The 16,675-nt window shown below is 37.4% G+C and carries 17 protein-coding genes; 5 read left to right on the forward strand and 12 right to left on the reverse strand.

The genetic code is table 11. The features are described 5' to 3' along the window. Nucleotides 1-4 precede the first annotated feature (4 nt). Complete coding sequence (priA, locus tag AC23ME_RS07520) at nucleotides 5-2,479, reverse strand: replication restart helicase PriA (protein WP_487727142.1); 2,475 nt, start codon at nucleotides 2,477-2,479, stop codon at nucleotides 5-7. Further along, the gene (locus tag AC23ME_RS07525; protein WP_487727143.1) at nucleotides 2,479-2,865 is read right to left on the reverse strand and encodes a DUF423 domain-containing protein; all 387 of its coding nucleotides are present in this window, start codon (nucleotides 2,863-2,865) and stop codon (nucleotides 2,479-2,481) included. Before AC23ME_RS07525 ends, priA begins: the two co-directional genes overlap by 1 nt. A gap of 90 nt (nucleotides 2,866-2,955) precedes the next feature. Between AC23ME_RS07525 and AC23ME_RS07530 the strand changes: the two genes are divergently transcribed. Next, nucleotides 2,956-4,521 (forward strand): hypothetical protein, encoded by a 1,566-nt coding sequence (locus tag AC23ME_RS07530; RefSeq protein WP_487727144.1) that lies wholly within the window; start codon nucleotides 2,956-2,958, stop codon nucleotides 4,519-4,521. Nucleotides 4,522-4,559: 38 nt separating this feature from the next. Then, nucleotides 4,560-5,981 (forward strand): DUF5723 family protein, encoded by a 1,422-nt coding sequence (locus tag AC23ME_RS07535; RefSeq protein ID WP_487727145.1) that lies wholly within the window; start codon nucleotides 4,560-4,562, stop codon nucleotides 5,979-5,981. Nucleotides 5,982-6,092: 111 nt separating this feature from the next. On the opposite strand, the gene tsaB is transcribed toward AC23ME_RS07535, so the two are convergent. From tsaB to AC23ME_RS07575, 8 genes are all read right to left on the reverse strand, one after another. Continuing rightward, on the reverse strand, nucleotides 6,093-6,779 hold the full coding sequence (gene tsaB, locus AC23ME_RS07540; protein WP_487727146.1) for a tRNA (adenosine(37)-N6)-threonylcarbamoyltransferase complex dimerization subunit type 1 TsaB: 687 nt from the start codon (nucleotides 6,777-6,779) through the stop codon (nucleotides 6,093-6,095). 56 nt (nucleotides 6,780-6,835) lie between these two features. Continuing rightward, the gene (gene yidD, locus AC23ME_RS07545; protein ID WP_487727147.1) at nucleotides 6,836-7,066 is read right to left on the reverse strand and encodes a membrane protein insertion efficiency factor YidD; all 231 of its coding nucleotides are present in this window, start codon (nucleotides 7,064-7,066) and stop codon (nucleotides 6,836-6,838) included. Beyond that, entirely contained in the window at nucleotides 7,053-7,445 is a 393-nt protein-coding gene (locus AC23ME_RS07550) for a ribonuclease P protein component (protein ID WP_487727148.1), read from the reverse strand. The genes yidD and AC23ME_RS07550 overlap by 14 nt, the downstream gene beginning before the upstream one ends. 64 nt (nucleotides 7,446-7,509) lie before the next feature. Then, nucleotides 7,510-7,668: a 50S ribosomal protein L34 gene (gene rpmH, locus AC23ME_RS07555; RefSeq protein WP_055133745.1), complete on the reverse strand. Its 159-nt coding sequence runs from the start codon at nucleotides 7,666-7,668 to the stop codon at nucleotides 7,510-7,512. Nucleotides 7,669-8,038: 370 nt separating this feature from the next. Next, the gene (locus AC23ME_RS07560) at nucleotides 8,039-8,191 is read right to left on the reverse strand and encodes a lmo0937 family membrane protein (RefSeq protein WP_113635858.1); all 153 of its coding nucleotides are present in this window, start codon (nucleotides 8,189-8,191) and stop codon (nucleotides 8,039-8,041) included. Between the two features lie 404 nt (nucleotides 8,192-8,595). Then, entirely contained in the window at nucleotides 8,596-9,330 is a 735-nt protein-coding gene (locus AC23ME_RS07565; RefSeq protein WP_487727149.1) for a LytR/AlgR family response regulator transcription factor, read from the reverse strand. Then, nucleotides 9,308-10,369, reverse strand: coding sequence for a sensor histidine kinase (locus AC23ME_RS07570; protein WP_487727150.1), 1,062 nt, complete (start codon nucleotides 10,367-10,369; stop codon nucleotides 9,308-9,310). Before AC23ME_RS07570 ends, AC23ME_RS07565 begins: the two co-directional genes overlap by 23 nt. A gap of 30 nt (nucleotides 10,370-10,399) precedes the next feature. Beyond that, nucleotides 10,400-11,194, reverse strand: coding sequence for a LiaF transmembrane domain-containing protein (locus AC23ME_RS07575; protein ID WP_487727151.1), 795 nt, complete (start codon nucleotides 11,192-11,194; stop codon nucleotides 10,400-10,402). Between the two features lie 155 nt (nucleotides 11,195-11,349). Here AC23ME_RS07575 and AC23ME_RS07580 point away from each other — a divergent pair, with 155 nt between their 5' ends. After that, nucleotides 11,350-12,222, forward strand: a complete 873-nt coding sequence (locus AC23ME_RS07580; RefSeq protein ID WP_487727152.1) for a ChaN family lipoprotein — start codon at nucleotides 11,350-11,352, stop codon at nucleotides 12,220-12,222. 100 nt (nucleotides 12,223-12,322) lie between these two features. Here AC23ME_RS07580 and AC23ME_RS07585 read toward each other — a convergent pair whose 3' ends face one another. Both AC23ME_RS07585 and AC23ME_RS07590 read right to left on the reverse strand, forming a co-directional pair. Continuing rightward, nucleotides 12,323-14,353 carry a TonB-dependent receptor family protein gene (locus tag AC23ME_RS07585; RefSeq protein WP_487727153.1) on the reverse strand — a complete coding sequence of 677 codons (2,031 nt, stop codon included), beginning with the start codon at nucleotides 14,351-14,353 and terminating at the stop codon, nucleotides 12,323-12,325. Between the two features lie 42 nt (nucleotides 14,354-14,395). Further along, complete coding sequence (locus tag AC23ME_RS07590; RefSeq protein ID WP_487727154.1) at nucleotides 14,396-14,773, reverse strand: YchJ family protein; 378 nt, start codon at nucleotides 14,771-14,773, stop codon at nucleotides 14,396-14,398. Between the two features lie 121 nt (nucleotides 14,774-14,894). Between AC23ME_RS07590 and AC23ME_RS07595 the strand changes: the two genes are divergently transcribed. Further along, the gene (locus AC23ME_RS07595; RefSeq protein WP_487727155.1) at nucleotides 14,895-16,094 is read left to right on the forward strand and encodes a GAF domain-containing sensor histidine kinase; all 1,200 of its coding nucleotides are present in this window, start codon (nucleotides 14,895-14,897) and stop codon (nucleotides 16,092-16,094) included. Between the two features lie 96 nt (nucleotides 16,095-16,190). Then, nucleotides 16,191-16,565 carry a hypothetical protein gene (locus AC23ME_RS07600; RefSeq protein WP_487727156.1) on the forward strand — a complete coding sequence of 125 codons (375 nt, stop codon included), beginning with the start codon at nucleotides 16,191-16,193 and terminating at the stop codon, nucleotides 16,563-16,565. The last annotated feature ends 110 nt before the right edge of the window (nucleotides 16,566-16,675 follow it).

The raw sequence follows: 16,675 nt of genomic DNA on the forward strand, positions 1-16,675 counted from the left end.
CCAATTAATACGGATCTACATCAATCTGCGTAATTACGCTTCTAAATTCTTTTTGCGCATTAAAGTCTCTAATGGTAGCTAACAGCACTGTCTTCACCTTTTGCATAGCAGCCGTTCTTTCTATTTTAAGAATGATTTGCTTGATGTAGTAGTTCCTTACCCTTGCTACCAACGGTTGTTCTGGACCTAAAACTCGTTTACCAAGCTGTCCTTTTAAATTAGCAGCCAAAGTTTGTGCCGCTACATTCAACACGTTGGCATCCTTATGTTTTACATTGATGAAAATTAAACGCGAAAAAGGTGGATAATTGAATTGTTTACGTTCTTCCAACTCATCGGCGTACATTTGCTCGTAATCATTATTTATAACCTGTTTAATGATACGATGATCGTCTGCATAAGCTTGTATACAAACCTTGCCTTGTTTATCTCGTCTACCGGCCCTACCGGCAACCTGAGCTAGCAACTGATAGCTGCGTTCAAACGCTCTAAAATCTGGAAAATTAAGTAGGGTATCTGCGTTGATTACACCTATCAAGCTCACATTTTCAAAATCTAAGCCCTTGGCCACCATTTGCGTACCTATCAAGATATCATTCTTCTTCTCTTGAAAATCGCTGATGATCTGCTGCATTCCGTTTTTAGTGCGTGTACTATCTAAATCTAATCTGGCGATTTTAGCATCTGGAAAAATTAAACTGAGTTCTTCTTCAATACGTTCGGTACCAAAACCTTTCTGCTCTACATGCACCGAGCCACAAGCCGGACAAACATTGATACTGCTTTGGTGGTAACCACAATAATGACAATGCAACTTGCCGCTAGATTTATGAAAAGTTAAACTTACATCGCAGTTAACACACTTGGGCGCATATCCGCAAGTTGCGCAAATTAAAATGGTAGCGTAACCTCGTCTGTTTTGGAACAGAATCACCTGCTCCTTTTTCTCTAAAGCATCAGCAATATCGTCTACAAGCACGCTAGTAAAATACGAAGTCATTTTCTTGCGTTTGGTTTCTTCCGCAATGCTTACCACTTCTTGTAACGGCAATTGCACACCGCCAAAACGTTCTTTAAGTTCTACTAAACCATACTTATCGGTTTTAGCATTATAATAACTTTCTAGAGATGGTGTAGCCGAACCTAAAACTACCTTCGCTTTGTGTAAATGTGCTAAATAAATTGCTGCATCCCTAGCTTGATAACGCGGTGCTGGATCGTATTGCTTGTAAGAATTTTCATGCTCTTCATCCACCACAATTAACTTTAGATCCGAGAATGGCAATAACACAGCAGATCTGGCTCCCAAAACCACCTGGTAAGCACCATTGAGTACTTTATTCCATATCTCTACGCGTTCATTGTCGTTAAACTTTGAATGGTAAACACCAATTTTATGACCAAAGTAGAGTTTAATGCGTTCTACAATTTGCGTTGTCAGCGCAATTTCAGGCAGTAAGAACAAAACTTGACCACCATCTGCAATAGCTTCTTCTATTAGCTTAATGTAGAGCTGCGTTTTGCCTGCTGCAGTAACACCATGTAACAATACTACATCCTTAGTTTCGAACTGTTGCTTAACTTGAGTAAACGCAGCTTTTTGATGTTCACTAAGTTCAAAGTTGATATCGAACACCTCACCATCGCTACTTAACCTACTCACAACTCGTTTTTCGATATGGAAAATATCTTTATCGGTTAGTGCCTTTAAAGCTGCTTGTCCACTTGCACTTTCTTCTAAAATCTGATTTTTAGCAACAAAACCTTTGTCCCTACTTAATTTAAGATAAGTGAGCAGAGCATCTAATTGCTTCGGTGCTTTTTCTAATTGACCAAAAAGCTGCCTTAAATTTTCCTCTTCGTGGTAAAAAACATTGAGCTTTACAAAAGATTTGAGCAGCGGTTTATATTTGTCTACCACTTCTTCGGCAGCTACAATAATTTCTTTAGCAATAAGTGAATTTACCAACGGATAAACCGTTTTCTGTCCCAATAAACTAGCTACCTCATCAATACTAATTCTGTGCTGCTTTTGAAGAACTTCAAAAATGAGCTGCTCTTTTTCTGTTAAATTTAAATCATCTGGCAATTCATCTTTAAGCAATAGTACTGTTTCGCTGGCTAATTTAAGTCCAGTTGGCAACGCTGCCGACATTACATCGCCTTCATTGCAGAGGTAGTAAGAAGTAATCCAATCCCAAAATTCAAACTGCTTCTCTGTAACTACCTGATGTTCGTCTACGACATCAATAATATACTTTGCTTGGTAATGCTCTGGCGGAGTCTTACCAATGCTTTTTACCAAAGCCGTGTAAATTTTGTGCTTGCCAAATTGCACCACCACCCTTTTACCTACGGCAACCGCACTACTAAGTTCGAAAGGAACTCGATAAGTGTAATTTATAGCAAGAGATAGCGGTAAAATTACCTCTACAAATAGCGTTTCCCGCTCCAGAAAATCCGACTCCGCAAAATGCATTACTTGTCTCTAAATGCTGCCAAAAACAAACAAATCCAACCTAAAATGAAAGCTAGGCCACCAATTGGAGTAACTGGCCCTAAATATTGAGCAAAAGAAAGCTCAAAAGCATCTTTAATAGCTAATAAATACAATGACCCGGAAAACAAAACAATCCCTAAACTGAAAAACAAAAATGATAAAGCGATAAGCTTATTTTTATATCGAGCAAATGTGGATAAATAGAGGATGGCAAAAGTATGATAAAACTGATACTCTACCCCTTTTTGCCAAATTTCCAATTGATTTGGGGTAACTATACTTTTTAAACCATGTGCTCCGAATGCTCCAAGCACCACAGCTAGGGCTCCGAAAAACGCAGCAGTTAATATTATTCTTTTATTCATTTAGCAACGGCATTAAATAACGCTAAATTAACAAAATGCCGCTATAATCTCACTAATCGCAAAATTAAATTAAATTTGCTGTATCAAGTTATGAGAAAAATCTATTTCATATTAATCATATTGGTGCTGGGTGTAACTGGCATGGCCTATCTTTATTTTTCCAATCTAAATAAAGAAAGTAGTGCTTCAGATAGTGCACTTAATATGGTAACTGCCAATGCCCCAATCATATTTACTTTCGATAATGAGAAAGGCTTTTACGATATTCTCAGCAAACAAGAAGTAACCAAAGACCTTTTAGGTTCGGAAAAAAGCAATTTGTTAAGCATTCTACAAGAAACATTAGCGGGTAATACCAATTTAAACCAACTGATAGAAAAAGAAAGAGTAATTATCGGCTTTTTACCAGGAAATGCGAACAAAGTTGATTTTGTTCTGGCTACCCAAACCAAGGCTAAAGATTTCGATGCCAAAATACTTAACCAAGTTAATGCGACTGTAAAGCCAGAGGGCAATCTCTATCATATTAATTTTGGCGACAGTGCACAATGTTACTTAACCATTATTAAGCAAGCTTTCTTTCTTTCCAACAGTAAGGAAGCATTACTAAAAATTGGGGAGACAAAGACACTTAAAAACGATTTCAAAGAATACATTCAACAGAATAATAGGTTTAACAAAAATACATTAGCCAGCGTTTTCATCAATTACAATCAACTTCCAAGTTTATTAAAAAACATATTAAACAGCAATTTAACTGGAGAGCTAAACGTATTCAATAAACAAAATGCATACGCATCTTTGAGCTATAACTTTGGTAGCGATAAGTTTTTGCTAAATGGTTATACAGCAATTGAAGATGACCAAAATTACTTCAACCTATTCCTAGATCAAAAGGAACAGAAAATAGAAATAGATCAGCTTTTCCCAGACCAAACCGCCAATTATACGTTGTTTAATATTGATGATTATCAGAAATGGAGTAAAGCACTTAAAAATTGGCAAAAAGAACGTAAGGAAGACGTAAAGATTGAGCAACAGCACAAAACCATTAACGATAAATATCGTATTAATATTGATCAGACATTCCCAGCCTACTTTAACAAACAGTTTGCCGTGTTGCAACTTAAAAGTGGCGAAAAATTAGGTATCATAGCGACGAAAAACGGAGATAAACTGAGCCAACTACTCTTGGATTTGAGCAGTGAATACGCACCGGATATCCGCATTTTTAAGGAACCTAATTTGATGGGTAATTTCTTTGGAGAACCTTTTAAAAAGTTCGAACGTCCTTTTTATACAGTAATAGATAACCATTTCGTTTTTGCAAGTTATGCTAGCACCATCCAAGTGTTTCTGAACAGTTATAAAAACGATCATTTATTAATTTCTACCGACAATTACATTCGTTTTAAAGATCAAACAAGCAGTTCGGCAACTATAGCTTTTTATATCAACCACCAAAATAGCAATGATATTTTTGGCAGGAATTTGAAAGCACCTTACTACAAACAATATAAATCGGAAAAGGGCGTTAAGGACTACAATGCATTTGGCTATCAGCTATCTGCAGATAATGGCAAGTTTATGAGCAACATACTTCTGCTCAAAAAGCAGGCAAAAGTTAACATAGATAGCTTAACAAACAAACCTTAGTTTCTTTATAGTGGCCGTATGCTAAACAACAGAATTTCATGAGAACGCTGCTCTTTGTATTCCTTATTGTTGTATTTTCATTTAGTGCCAAATCGCAGCAGTATGCGCTTTTCAACACTAAAACATTATTCGACTCCTTCGAAAATCCTGCACAAAAATCGTTTGTTTTAGATTCGTCGAGGCAGTTCGCTTCTAACTTTCTTATTCCTTACATGGATTTGAGCAGTTTAAGCAAGGGGAATTCTAACGAAGCGATCAAAAACTTAGTGAGACGTGGTTACAGCCAAACAAGATTAGGTGAATTTACGGATCCTAAAACTATGCGTGAAGATATCAACGTTTACCTACTTGCAATCAGGCTATTCAAATATCATAAATATCACAGCGAAATGGGTTTTTCTTGGCAAATAAGATCTCAAACCCAGATAGACTACGATGAAAAACTTAGTCGGGGTTTATTTTACGACACTTTTCAGCAATTCACAACCATTCCAAGAGCTAACATATTCAACAATAACGGCAAGCTGCAAACCTATCATCAACTTAGTTTCACCTATCGTGAAAACTATACCAAAAGATGGGCATTGGGAGCAAAAGTTAGTTTACTAAGTGGTATTGGCTATGCGGAATTTAACGCCAGTAAATCTTCGGCAACTGTAACGGCTGCTGCAATAGACGTTGATATGGCAGCAAAATTTAGGTTAAATTACCCAGAAGGCGGAGAGTTTAATTTTAAGAGTGCTCTTCCATTTAAGAACTTAGGGGCATCAATAACCTTGGGAACTACTTACACCACCAAATCGGGGATTTTTATGATGGCTAATGTAAAAGATCTGGGCTTCATTAGATGGGGTAAAAACTCCTATGCAGGTTCTTTTGACATCACAGCAACCAATGTTCCGCTTGTAGGAAACCCTGGAGAAGAAGAAGACACCAAACTGCAACGTGCACTTGATGATGCTGCCAAAGGAAATACAGAACAAAAGCGCTTCATCACTCCAATTAACAGCAGAGCTGATTTTCTCATCTCCAAAACTTTTGGTCCTTACACACCAAACTTGGTCATCACTAAAAACATATTCAATAAATACGGAGAAGCCGCTTTTGTGAATACCGTTAAATCTGGCACATTTTCATTTAGTGCCATACCTAGCTATAATACTGATAAAAACTTTAGACTTGGTGTGCAAGGCATGATCCAAACACCAAATTTTGAGATGTTTTTGGGCACAAATGACATCCTACAGAGCTATTATGCAGGTAAAGATATTGTTGGTGGTAGTGAAGCTAGCGAAACTGGCTATCACCGTGGCTCTGTTTACCTAGGAATGGCTTTCAAAATTGGTTATATTGTAGAGCACCCAATGAATATGAGCTGGATGCCAGGCGTAGGCGACGGCAAAGATCGACAGAGTTTTTTCGGACGTATTTTTGGAATATTTAAAAAGAAAAAGACTTAGGTTTCAGTTGGCAGTTTTTAGTTAACAGTCGGCAATTAGCAGCCTACAAATGGAGAGATTATCTCACTCAAAATCAAACCTATACAATCGTAATCTAAAAATGTAATTCGATTAGACTTTTTTCTTAGGCATCGTAAAAACGAAATCTTTCAAATAAAAAGGCTCGAAATAAGCTACATCTTCAAATGACTGTGTTTGATAGGCCGCAAAAGCCAAATTGCTCATATTACCTGCACTATTGAAATTCTCCGAGTTAAAGTGTGCATTAGGATCATCAATAACAGCAGCACATTTTTCAGCACCATCACCTACAAAAGCCACGTAATGGTTTTGCAACTCTATCGAGAAACTCTTTTCGTCAACAATTTTGGCGTGGGTATTTTCCACTTCAGCCAAATGATGATCAAAAATCGCGGTAAACACTTCCATCCTTCTGGCATCAATCATTGGACAAACCAAACCACCAAAATTAGGATGATGCAACAAATAACCATTAGCCATCATTTTCAAAGTATTGATAGCAATTAAGGGTTTATCCAATGCAAAACACAAACCTTTAGCCGTAGAAACACCAATACGTAAACCTGTGTAAGAACCTGGACCTTTACTTACTGCAATTGCATCTAAATCAGCATAGGTTAAATTGGCCATCTTCATCGCTTCATCTATAAACAGCGTTAAACTAGCTGCGTGAATATTTGGAGCTTTTTCTTCCTTTAAAGCTATAGTTTCGCCGTTTACCGATATCGCTACAGAACAAACTGGAGTAGCTGTTTCTATTTGAAGTATTGTTGTCATGAGTAGCAAATATACGTTGAATATTGGTTAACTGACAACTGATTTCTGCGAACCAGCTAAGGAACAGGATCATGCCCATGGCCACCCCATGGATGACAGCGACCGATACGCTTAACGGTTAACCAGCCGCCTTTAAAAGGACCATGTTTTTTAATGGCCTCTACCCCATACTGCGAACAAGTTGGTGTATACCTGCAACTAGCACCCAACAGAGGAGATAACAACCATTGGTACAATTTAATGATAGCCAAAAACAACCAAGAAAGAACAGCCTTAATTACTTTCATTACCAATTTGGGCTAATAGCTTTTTAAATAATTGAGCCAAGCGCTTTTCTAGAAAGGGATAAGGATAAATCTCTTTGCCCACGTATTGCAAACCTAAAAGTAAAAGCTCTTCTTTATTGGCTAAAGCATCGTATAAAGCAGATTGCTTTTGTAAGCGGTAAGCTTCACGAGTGCGACGTTTAATTAAATTTCTGTCGTTGGCATGCTTGTAGCGCTTTTTAGCTACGTTAATCACTACCTGAGCCGGAAATTTATGAGCTTGGGCATCGAAAAGAAAAGTTGCCCGGTACGGATATAATAAAAAAGAAGAGCCTTTTTTAAATAGCAAGTCTAATGACTTTTTGCTACATAAACGCTCTTCTTTAAAAAATTTATTCATCTTTTTGATTGCTAATTGCAGGAATTTAATTGCTGCCCTCACCTTAACAGGTGGCAATCAAAAATTATGCTTTGTGACGACGTTCGTCAGAAACTGACAATCTTTTTCTTCCTTTTGCACGGCGAGAAGCTAATACTCTTCTACCGTTAGCTGTAGCCATTCTTTCGCGGAAGCCATGTTTGTTTCTTCTCTTTCTTTGCGAAGGTTGGAAAGTTCTTTTCATAACAATATAATATCTTAACTAGATTTTTTAAATAGAGGTGCAAATATAAAATGATTATTCCAAAAATGCAACAGCTAATTGTTTTTATTTTCAGAAAAGCAAAGATAATAATTCTTGGGTTCATTCAGTCCCGTTATACGCTACAATCTTTTTTGACCAACTTCGCCGTCATTTCGAACGCATGTGAGAAATCCGTAACTTAGGTGCTACTTACCTACAGATTTCTCCTCATTCTTCGTCGAAATGACGCACCAAAAAATATTTCCGCTGCTACCGGGTTTAGCACACAAAAGCCTCTGCACAAAAAAGCCCGATAGGTGACCTAAACCTATCGAGCTCCATTTATTAACTAACTACAAATTTTTCTGTTTTATGCAGCTCCCCTTATTACTCTCAATAAGATCGCAACAATAGCTATTACCAATAACGCATGAATAATGCCGCCTGTGTAATAACCTCCTAGAAAGCTAATTGCCCAAATAATTACTAAGATTACGGCAATTACGTATAATAGATTTCCCATGATTTTGATGTTTAATAATTGTTAATTTTTCAGTTGATTTATTACATTAACAAGACATGTTTAAAATTGTTCTGAAATTTTTTAGGGATTGAAAAAAATTATTAAATAATCAATTATTTAAGCTCCGTTGGCTGAAGCCAAAGGCAATAAAAATATCCTTATTGAATTTATATATCCGCTGAGTTCCTCAGCTTTATTGCCGTCGGTTTTAACCGACGGATTTGTATAATAACAAGTTAAGGCTTTAGCCACATGTTTGACACCGGCAATAAGCTAATTGAGGGGCAAAAACATTAATACGCAGCACAAACAGGAGTAAGCTAAACCCGGTTGCAGCGTATACCGATTTTCTCGATAGCAGCGTAAAACGGGAATAACGAAAATAGTGGTAGAAATTTGCTTTTCTAAATCCCTAAAGCAGCTTTCAGTTTAACGTAACCTGTTTTACTTACTGGCAACCAAATCCCCGATTTCAGCAAGACTACATAACTTTCTTTTTCTTTCAACTCAATTTTGGTTACCTGCGCCAAATTGATGATATAAGAACGATGGATACGAATAAACTGCGAGCTATCGAGCGTTTGCTCAAAGAAACTCATGGTCTTGTTTTTCTGGAAATTACCTTCGGTGGTGCTCAGTTTCACGTAATCATCATCTGCTTCGAGGTAGTGAATAGCATCTACTGGAATAATCTTAATTACACCTGCATTTTTAACCACTACCCTATTATTTTGTGCTGGCGATAAAGAGGCTGTTTCTAATAACTCCTGACTGTCATCGCCTTTTGCCAATTTTGATGGCATTTTTTGCATAGCCTGCTCAAAACGGGTTTGTTCTATGGGTTTAAGCAGATAATCTACTGCGTTTACCTCAAAGGCTTTAATCGCATACTCATCAAAAGCGGTAGTAAATATCACTGCCGGACGTTTCTCTACCAACTCCAACATTTCAAATCCGCTGATTTTAGGCATTTGTATATCCAAAAAAATTAAATCAGGCTGATGCTGGGCTATCGCCTTTAACCCCTCAAAACCATCGCTACATTCTGCTACTATTTGAATGTTTGGAAAAGCCTTCAGATAATGCTTCACGATATCTCTTGCTAGGGCTTCATCATCAATTAGTATGGTTTTGATCATCTTTTTGAGGTATTTTAAGAGTAGTAATATACAAATTGTTATTTTGCGACTCGGCTTGTAGTAAACTGGTATCAGCAAAAAGCAGATATAATCTTCGTCTAATAGCCGAGAGCCCAAATCCAGTACCTTTGGACGCTTTCATTTCAGGATCGTAAGGATTGGTTACACAAATCACCAAAATGTTGTTTTCCAGCTTTACATCGAGGGTTATCGTGATAGCAGTTGAGGTATTGTACAAACCGAATTTGATCGCATTTTCGACGATTGGCTGTAATAAGGTTCCAGGCAAATGTAGCTTCATGGTTTCTTCGGCAATGTTTACAGCTACACTTAACCTGTGGCTAAATCGTACTTTTTCGATATCTAAATAAAGTTGAATGTACTCCATTTCATCAGCTACGCTTACCCAAACTTCATCGTCGCGTTTGAGCGTACCGCGTAAAAAGGCTGCTAGCTTAGTAATCATGGTTCCAGCTTCTGTTGGATTTACGATAGTTAGTGCGTAAACAGAATTTAAGCTGTTGAACAGAAAGTGTGGCTGTAGTTGGTGGCGAAGCTTATTCAGTTCGGCCTCTTTGGCCAAATTTTGGGTAGCCAACATCCTTGCCTGCATTTCTGACTGTTCTTCCAATCGATACCAAAGAATGTTTGCCAAAGCGCACCAGCCTAAGCATATAAATGATACTGCAGCTTTAAAAATATCTGATAAATCTAAAAAAGCGATATAACTAGTTTGATTGGTAAAAAGGAAGCTTAAGCAGTATTTAGCAGCTATTACAACAGCTGCCGAAACTACCAAAGTTACGAGCAAAACGTAGAGCAGTTTTTCGTTTTTAGGCTGATAAAAGCCCAACATATTGCTGACGATAATACATCCTATGGCGAGAAACGAATTACTGATGATACTGTCTGTAATGGCAATTTGCCACGAAAAATTGAAGAAGAAATATAAAACCGCAGCACAAGCTATTTGCCAGCATATTAAAATAATGCTTGCTATATTCCTGATCTGCGGTTTTGAAAGTGGTGTGGTTGTCAAAGCGTCTAGTTTTAAGGTTAGAAAAAAAGATTAATAACTCTTAAACTCTACGCCTCCAAACAGCACCGTACCTCTTATAATTACCAATTTGCTTGCCTGCTCACCTGCCGGATAAATAGGTCGTTTATCGTCTACACCGCCAAATATGGCAGTAACTTCCGATTTAATTTGCCAAGTTGCTGGCACTACAATTTTTACACCACCAAATATCGCAGTAACATCTAATATCACTTGACCATCGAAATCTGCTTGAGTTAAATTGATATCTCCACCTCCAAAAACAGCGGTTATTTCACCTCCTTTAAGATTTTTCGAGTAGATTACCTGATTGCTACCTCCAAACACGTTTACGGAATCAACATAGTCGTTGGCGTTAAAATTTGCATTTGCATCAGCTGTTGCTGCATTAGGATCTTGACCTAAAGTATTTACATCCTCAAATTTGTTGTAGCGACCATCCTTAAACTTATGCTTGTTCTTTTTATAACCGCTGGTATTTTTAGGTTTTAAGATAAGAAACAGACCTAGTGCCAACAACATTATTGGGAAAACGACATTCGACATATCATATCCTCTAAAAATATCCTCCAAAGTGAAATAGGAACCTATTAATACCAATACAAACCAGCCACTATTTCTAAAATTGTTACGGGCACCTACAAAAAGACCAATTACGATTAGCCAATTACTCCAATTGAAAACCCAGTAAGGTAAACCCAAACCAAAGTTTCTAAGTAATAAAAGAGCTCCAATACCAACTATAATTAGACCGGCCCAAACTTTTCCCGAGCGATTAACCATTTCTTTATTATTTATATTTTCCATTGTCTTATGTTTTTTGATATGCCCAAAAGTATCTCTACTATTAAGGCGGTACAACATAAGACCGCTATTTGCTATCCAATTATCGGTAAAATGCATTAATTTATCGGTAAAAATTTTCGTTAATTTGAATTCGATCGGTAAAACCTTAACCAATTATGAAAATATTAACCTTACTAGCTTTTATCTTACTACCATTTCTTGTCAAATCACAAGATGTTAGCCAGCATTTTAAAGTTTACGATGTAAAGAAACAAAAGACAATTAGCTTAGATGATATTGTTGCTGATATGGCAAATGTTGATGTACTTTTCTTTGGTGAAGAACATAATGATTCGATTGGACATTACCTTGAGGTGAGTTTATTTAAAAAATTAGCCGCTGCCTATAATAACAAAGTTGGCTTAACTTTAGAGATGTTCCATACGGATGTACAACCTGTGATTAATGAATATTTAGCAGGGATTATCACTGAAAAAAACTTCATAAAGGAAGCTAGAGCTTGGAACAACTACAAGGATTATAAGCCAATGATTGAATTTGCGAAAACAGAAGGCATTGCCGTTGTTGGTGGAAATGCAGCCGCTAGATACAGCAACTCTGTCACTAAAAACGGGCTGGAAGTATTAGCAAAATTACCTGAAACCTCTAAGCAGTTTTTGCCACCAAGCACCATTGATACCTTAACAGGCAGATATTATGATAAGTTTATCGGTTTGTTAGGCGGACACGGTATGGGAGGAATGAAAGTTTATCAAACCCAAAATTTCTGGGATGCTACAATGGCTTGGTCTATTGCCAAATTTGCGAAGGATAACAAAGGCAAAAAGATTTTTCAGGTAAATGGGCGTTTCCATAGCGATGAAAAGCTGGGAACCTACGCACAGCTAAAAAAAATTGCCCCAAAGTTGAAGACATTAAATATTGCCGCTTTCGCTGCTGAGGATTTCGTTAACCCTGATTGGGAGAAACACAAAAACTTGGGTGATTATGTGATTTTGACTGATCCGAAGGTGAAGAAGAGTTTTTAGTAGGGCGTGCAAGCTTCCCGCAGATTTAAGATGATCACAGAAGTTGGACAAATCTGCGTAATGTTAGCGTTGTCAGCTGGATTGCAATTTGTGTGAGCTCCTATTTCATCCACCGCAACTTTAACCCCAAGTAAAAACTGCGCCTTGGAGCCAAGTTGTAATACCTTCCACCAAATCCATTGATATCGTTACCTAAGCTGTATGTTTGATCAAGTAGGTTATCCGCCCCTGCGAAAACTTGAAACGGAATATTTTTTATTTGCTTTTGATAACCCAACTTTAAAGAAACCAGTTGAAAACCATCTGCATATTGCGTGTTAGCATCATTTAGTGCAATTTTTGAGCTGTGGTTGTAACTTAGAAATGCAAATAATCCACTACGAGCCGCAACATCAGCCATTAAGGTATAATTATGTGGCGCAACCCCTGGCAATTGGTTACCAGAAAAGTCTTGATCTAACTGGACAAAATCATCATATTTAAAATTGTGGTAAGCATACACTCCCTGAACCAGAACCGACAATAGCTTTCCTTTTGGAATGAGCTGGTACGATAAGTTAGCTTCTACACCTTGTTGTTTTGATTTTCCTGCATTAAGGAAATAATTTGCACCCGCAGCATCCCTCCTTGTTACTATGCTATTGCTTAGCAAGGTGTGAAAATAGCTTGCATCAACAAAAAGTCTTTCATTAAAAAAACCACCTCGAAATCCAAGTTCTATATTCCATCCATTTTCGGCCTCCAATGCTAAGTTATAAGTATTGTTATCGGCGAAAATTTCACTACTTGCAGGTGGTGAAAAACCTCTAGCGGCATTAACGTAAGCAGAAAAAGTTTCACTAAGTCTATACAAAGCCGCAAAACGAGGCTGTATCTGTCCAGAAAAAGATTTGCTGGCGTTGATATTTGGTGTTTCGCTTGCTCTCAAAAAATCTATTGAGAAATGATTAATGCTAGCTCCCGCAGTAAATAGCCAATTCTTCAACTGCCAATTCAACTGCACAAAACCCATTAATTGCCACAAATTTTGCTCATCGTCTGTAACTTGACTCCCCCTCGTACCTTGTAAATTCCTGTAGGTTCTAGAAGCAAAATCACCAGATTGGAACTCACCACCAAAATTCAAGGTAAAATCTTTAATTCCATAGGCAAAGGTTGTTCTTCCGCCCCAGTGAGGTTCTTTTCTCAGCTCGTAATTTTGTATAGCAGGATTTTCCGTTTCGTTGTAAAAACCGTATAAACTTGTAGTATTATTTAATTTCGGAGAGAATGAATAACGATGGGTTAAACCTAGTAAGGCAGCTTGCTGATGAATGCTTGCATTTGCTAAAACTGCCCCTTGGTTAGCACCTACACTTGGTCGTGCCTGTCGTGGATTTGCTTGAAACTCAGTCAAAGTTAATGCTCCTGGGGTTTGATAATTTAAATCGCTATAAATAAAATACACATTTAACTGCCCAGTAGCAAAGGTTTTCAACTGCGTTTGATAACTGGCCAACCTACGTTTCATGGCTGTATGCTCACGATAACCATCGGCACTTGTCTCTTCATAACCGAGAGTATGTTTAGGTAACTGCAACTTAAGATGGTAGTTTAATGCACCAAAACCGCCGACGCTAAACTGTCCATCAATCCTAGTAGCATCTGCAACCGTTGGTGCTTCGAAAAGGACCACCCCTCCCGTTCCTGCGCCATACAAACTACTGCCCGGACCTTTGATGATTTCCATCCCTCCCACGTTAAAAAAACCAAGCATATTCAGCATACTATTGCCTCCAGGCGCAGTGAAAGGTATGTTATCGTAGTAAATTTTAACGTTGCGCACACCGTAAGGACTACGGACCGAACTACCTCTAATATTTAAGCGATAACTACCAGGCGAGCGTTCTTCCATTCTCACTCCAGGTGTAGCATTTACGGCCTGTAAAATATTGATATCAGCATATCGCATCAACTCATTTTGACCAATTTTATTGATTGCCGCTGGAGTAGAAAGTAAATTTTTACCGCCGTAAGCATTAATCACCACACTATCTAAGGCAACTTTGGAAAGACTATCCTTCGTTTGGGCATTTATATTTTGAGCAGAAATTAGGAGTAATACGCTAAATAAAAAGATGAAGTTTTTCATTACGGGTTAAACAAGAAAGAACTGTAATTGTGATATAAATTTTTAAAAATGTTCCCCGGAAAAATAGAACCATTTGCCTCCATCTTTTTTAAAGATTGATTTCTCATGATGAACATACTCCTTTAATTTGTTTTGATAAAAAGCTTTAAATTCTACAATATCGCCTTTTGCCAAGATAATTTCCAATTTAAGCCAATGGTTAGCTTTTGCCCACTGTTCAATATCAGCCTTGATGTATAAATGTCTTTTGGCAGGATGCGTAGTTTCCCAAAGATAATCGGTAAGGTGAAGCGCATAAGCAGCGTACCTAGAACGCATTAAATGCTCGGGACTTGGCGCCACAGTAGATTTTAAGTGAAAAGGTTGGCAACATTCGATATAAGATTTACCAGAGCAACAAGCGCATGTAATAACTTCCATAATGTAAATAAAGCTTTAAAAATACGTCAAAAAAAGAAAATAGCTCTCCTAAAAGTTGTAGTTTGGGTCTACTACCTTTATTTTTGTGTAGATATCATTGCAGAAACTAAATATCAAGCCTGTGCAAAGTACTCGTCCCATCCCAGCAAATGAAACAGAAAGATTAGCAACTCTTTTTGAACTCGATTTAGATTATGTAAACCTAAACAACAGCTTCGAAGATCTAAGCTATTTAGCCGCAAAAGTTACGGGAACAGAAATGTCCTTAATTTCTTTTATTGATTCCTACACACAGTGGATTGTTTCGAGATTTGGCTTAGAAATTTACCAAACGCCAATCGACGACACTGTTTGTCAGTATACGATAATGGAAGAGGATCATCTAGAAATTGAAGACCTTTCGAAAGATAGAAGGTTTGATGGCAAAGGAATTGCCGATGAACCTATGAACTTGCGGTATTATTTGGGTATCCCACTAAAAACCAGTAGTGGCTATAATATTGGTTCGCTTTGCGTTTTAGATACTAATTACCATAAGCTTTCGAAGGATAAAATTGACCAGCTTAAAATTATAGCGAAGCAAGTCATCACTAGGATTAATGATACGCAAGCGATTAAATCGCTTGAGAAAAAATTAGCAAACCAAAATGAAACCTATAAAAAAGTTGCACACGATATTCGGGGCCCTATTGCTGGCATTATAGGTTTAGCAGATATGATCAATAACGATAAAGATGAGTACCCGAATGAGGAGCTGCACAATATTGTTGGTATGATGGGCAAAAGCGGTCAGTCGGTACTAGATTTGGCTGATGAGATTTTAAAGAACTCGCTAAAAGACACGGTTTATGCGCCAGAAGTATTTACCTTGCTAATTTTCAAGGAAAAGCTAGAGAAACTGTATCAGCCGCAGGCTTTTAACAAACAAATAAAGTTAGATGTCCAGGCGAATATCGCATTTGACACCATTCAAATCAAAAAAGATAAGTTACTGCAAATCACTGGAAACATTATTTCTAATGCTATCAAGTTCACTCCTAATGAAGGGAGAATTACCGTTATATTAGACCTAATACTTGATACCGATAAGAAGACACTGGTGCTTGATGTTCAAGATACTGGCACTGGCATAAGTGACAATGCGATCAAAGAAATATTAGAAGGTTCTGCCGCAAGTAGCGATGGCACTATTGGCGAAAAAGGTTATGGTTTCGGTTTGCCTAGTGTTAAAAAGCTATTACAAGAATTAGGCGGAGAAATGTCTATAGATTCTGTTATAGGTCAAGGTAGTATTTTTAAAGTTAAGGTGCCGAATGTTTAAGCGTATTTTACGCATGGCAAATACTTGTTTTTAAAAGCTCAAAAACCATATTTGTTGCATAAATGTTACTAGCTAACAATTTTAGAATAGAACATTATGAAAATTCAAATTAAATTTTTAGCCGTCTTATTAATGATGCCTCTCCTTTTCTTAGCTTGCAGTAAAGATGATGATCCAGCAGATAATGATCTATTTGTAGGAACCTATAACGGTACCATTAGCTACAGAAGCGGCTCAACATCTATAAGTACCGAGACTGGAAAAGTAACCGTGATAAAAACTGGAAACAACTACGATTTTAAGTTCTCTGATGGAATTCCTGATTTGAATGGAGTTGAATTTAAGAGAGATGAAAATGAGGCAGTTTCTATAGGTAATGATGAAGCTAAGTATATAAGAATTACCGCTGGCACCTTAAATATCGCCTTTACTAACGGTGATGCTGTTTGGACAGCCGATTGCGACCGATAAGAAACACAAAGAATAAACAATTGAAAGTGCAGTGAACAAGCTGCACTTTTTTTGTGCAAAACATTTTCTTAAAAATCTTTGAGCCTAACTCATTTCTAATATCCTTAACT

The sequence above is a fragment of the Pedobacter sp. T50_32 genome (assembly GCF_057652195.1).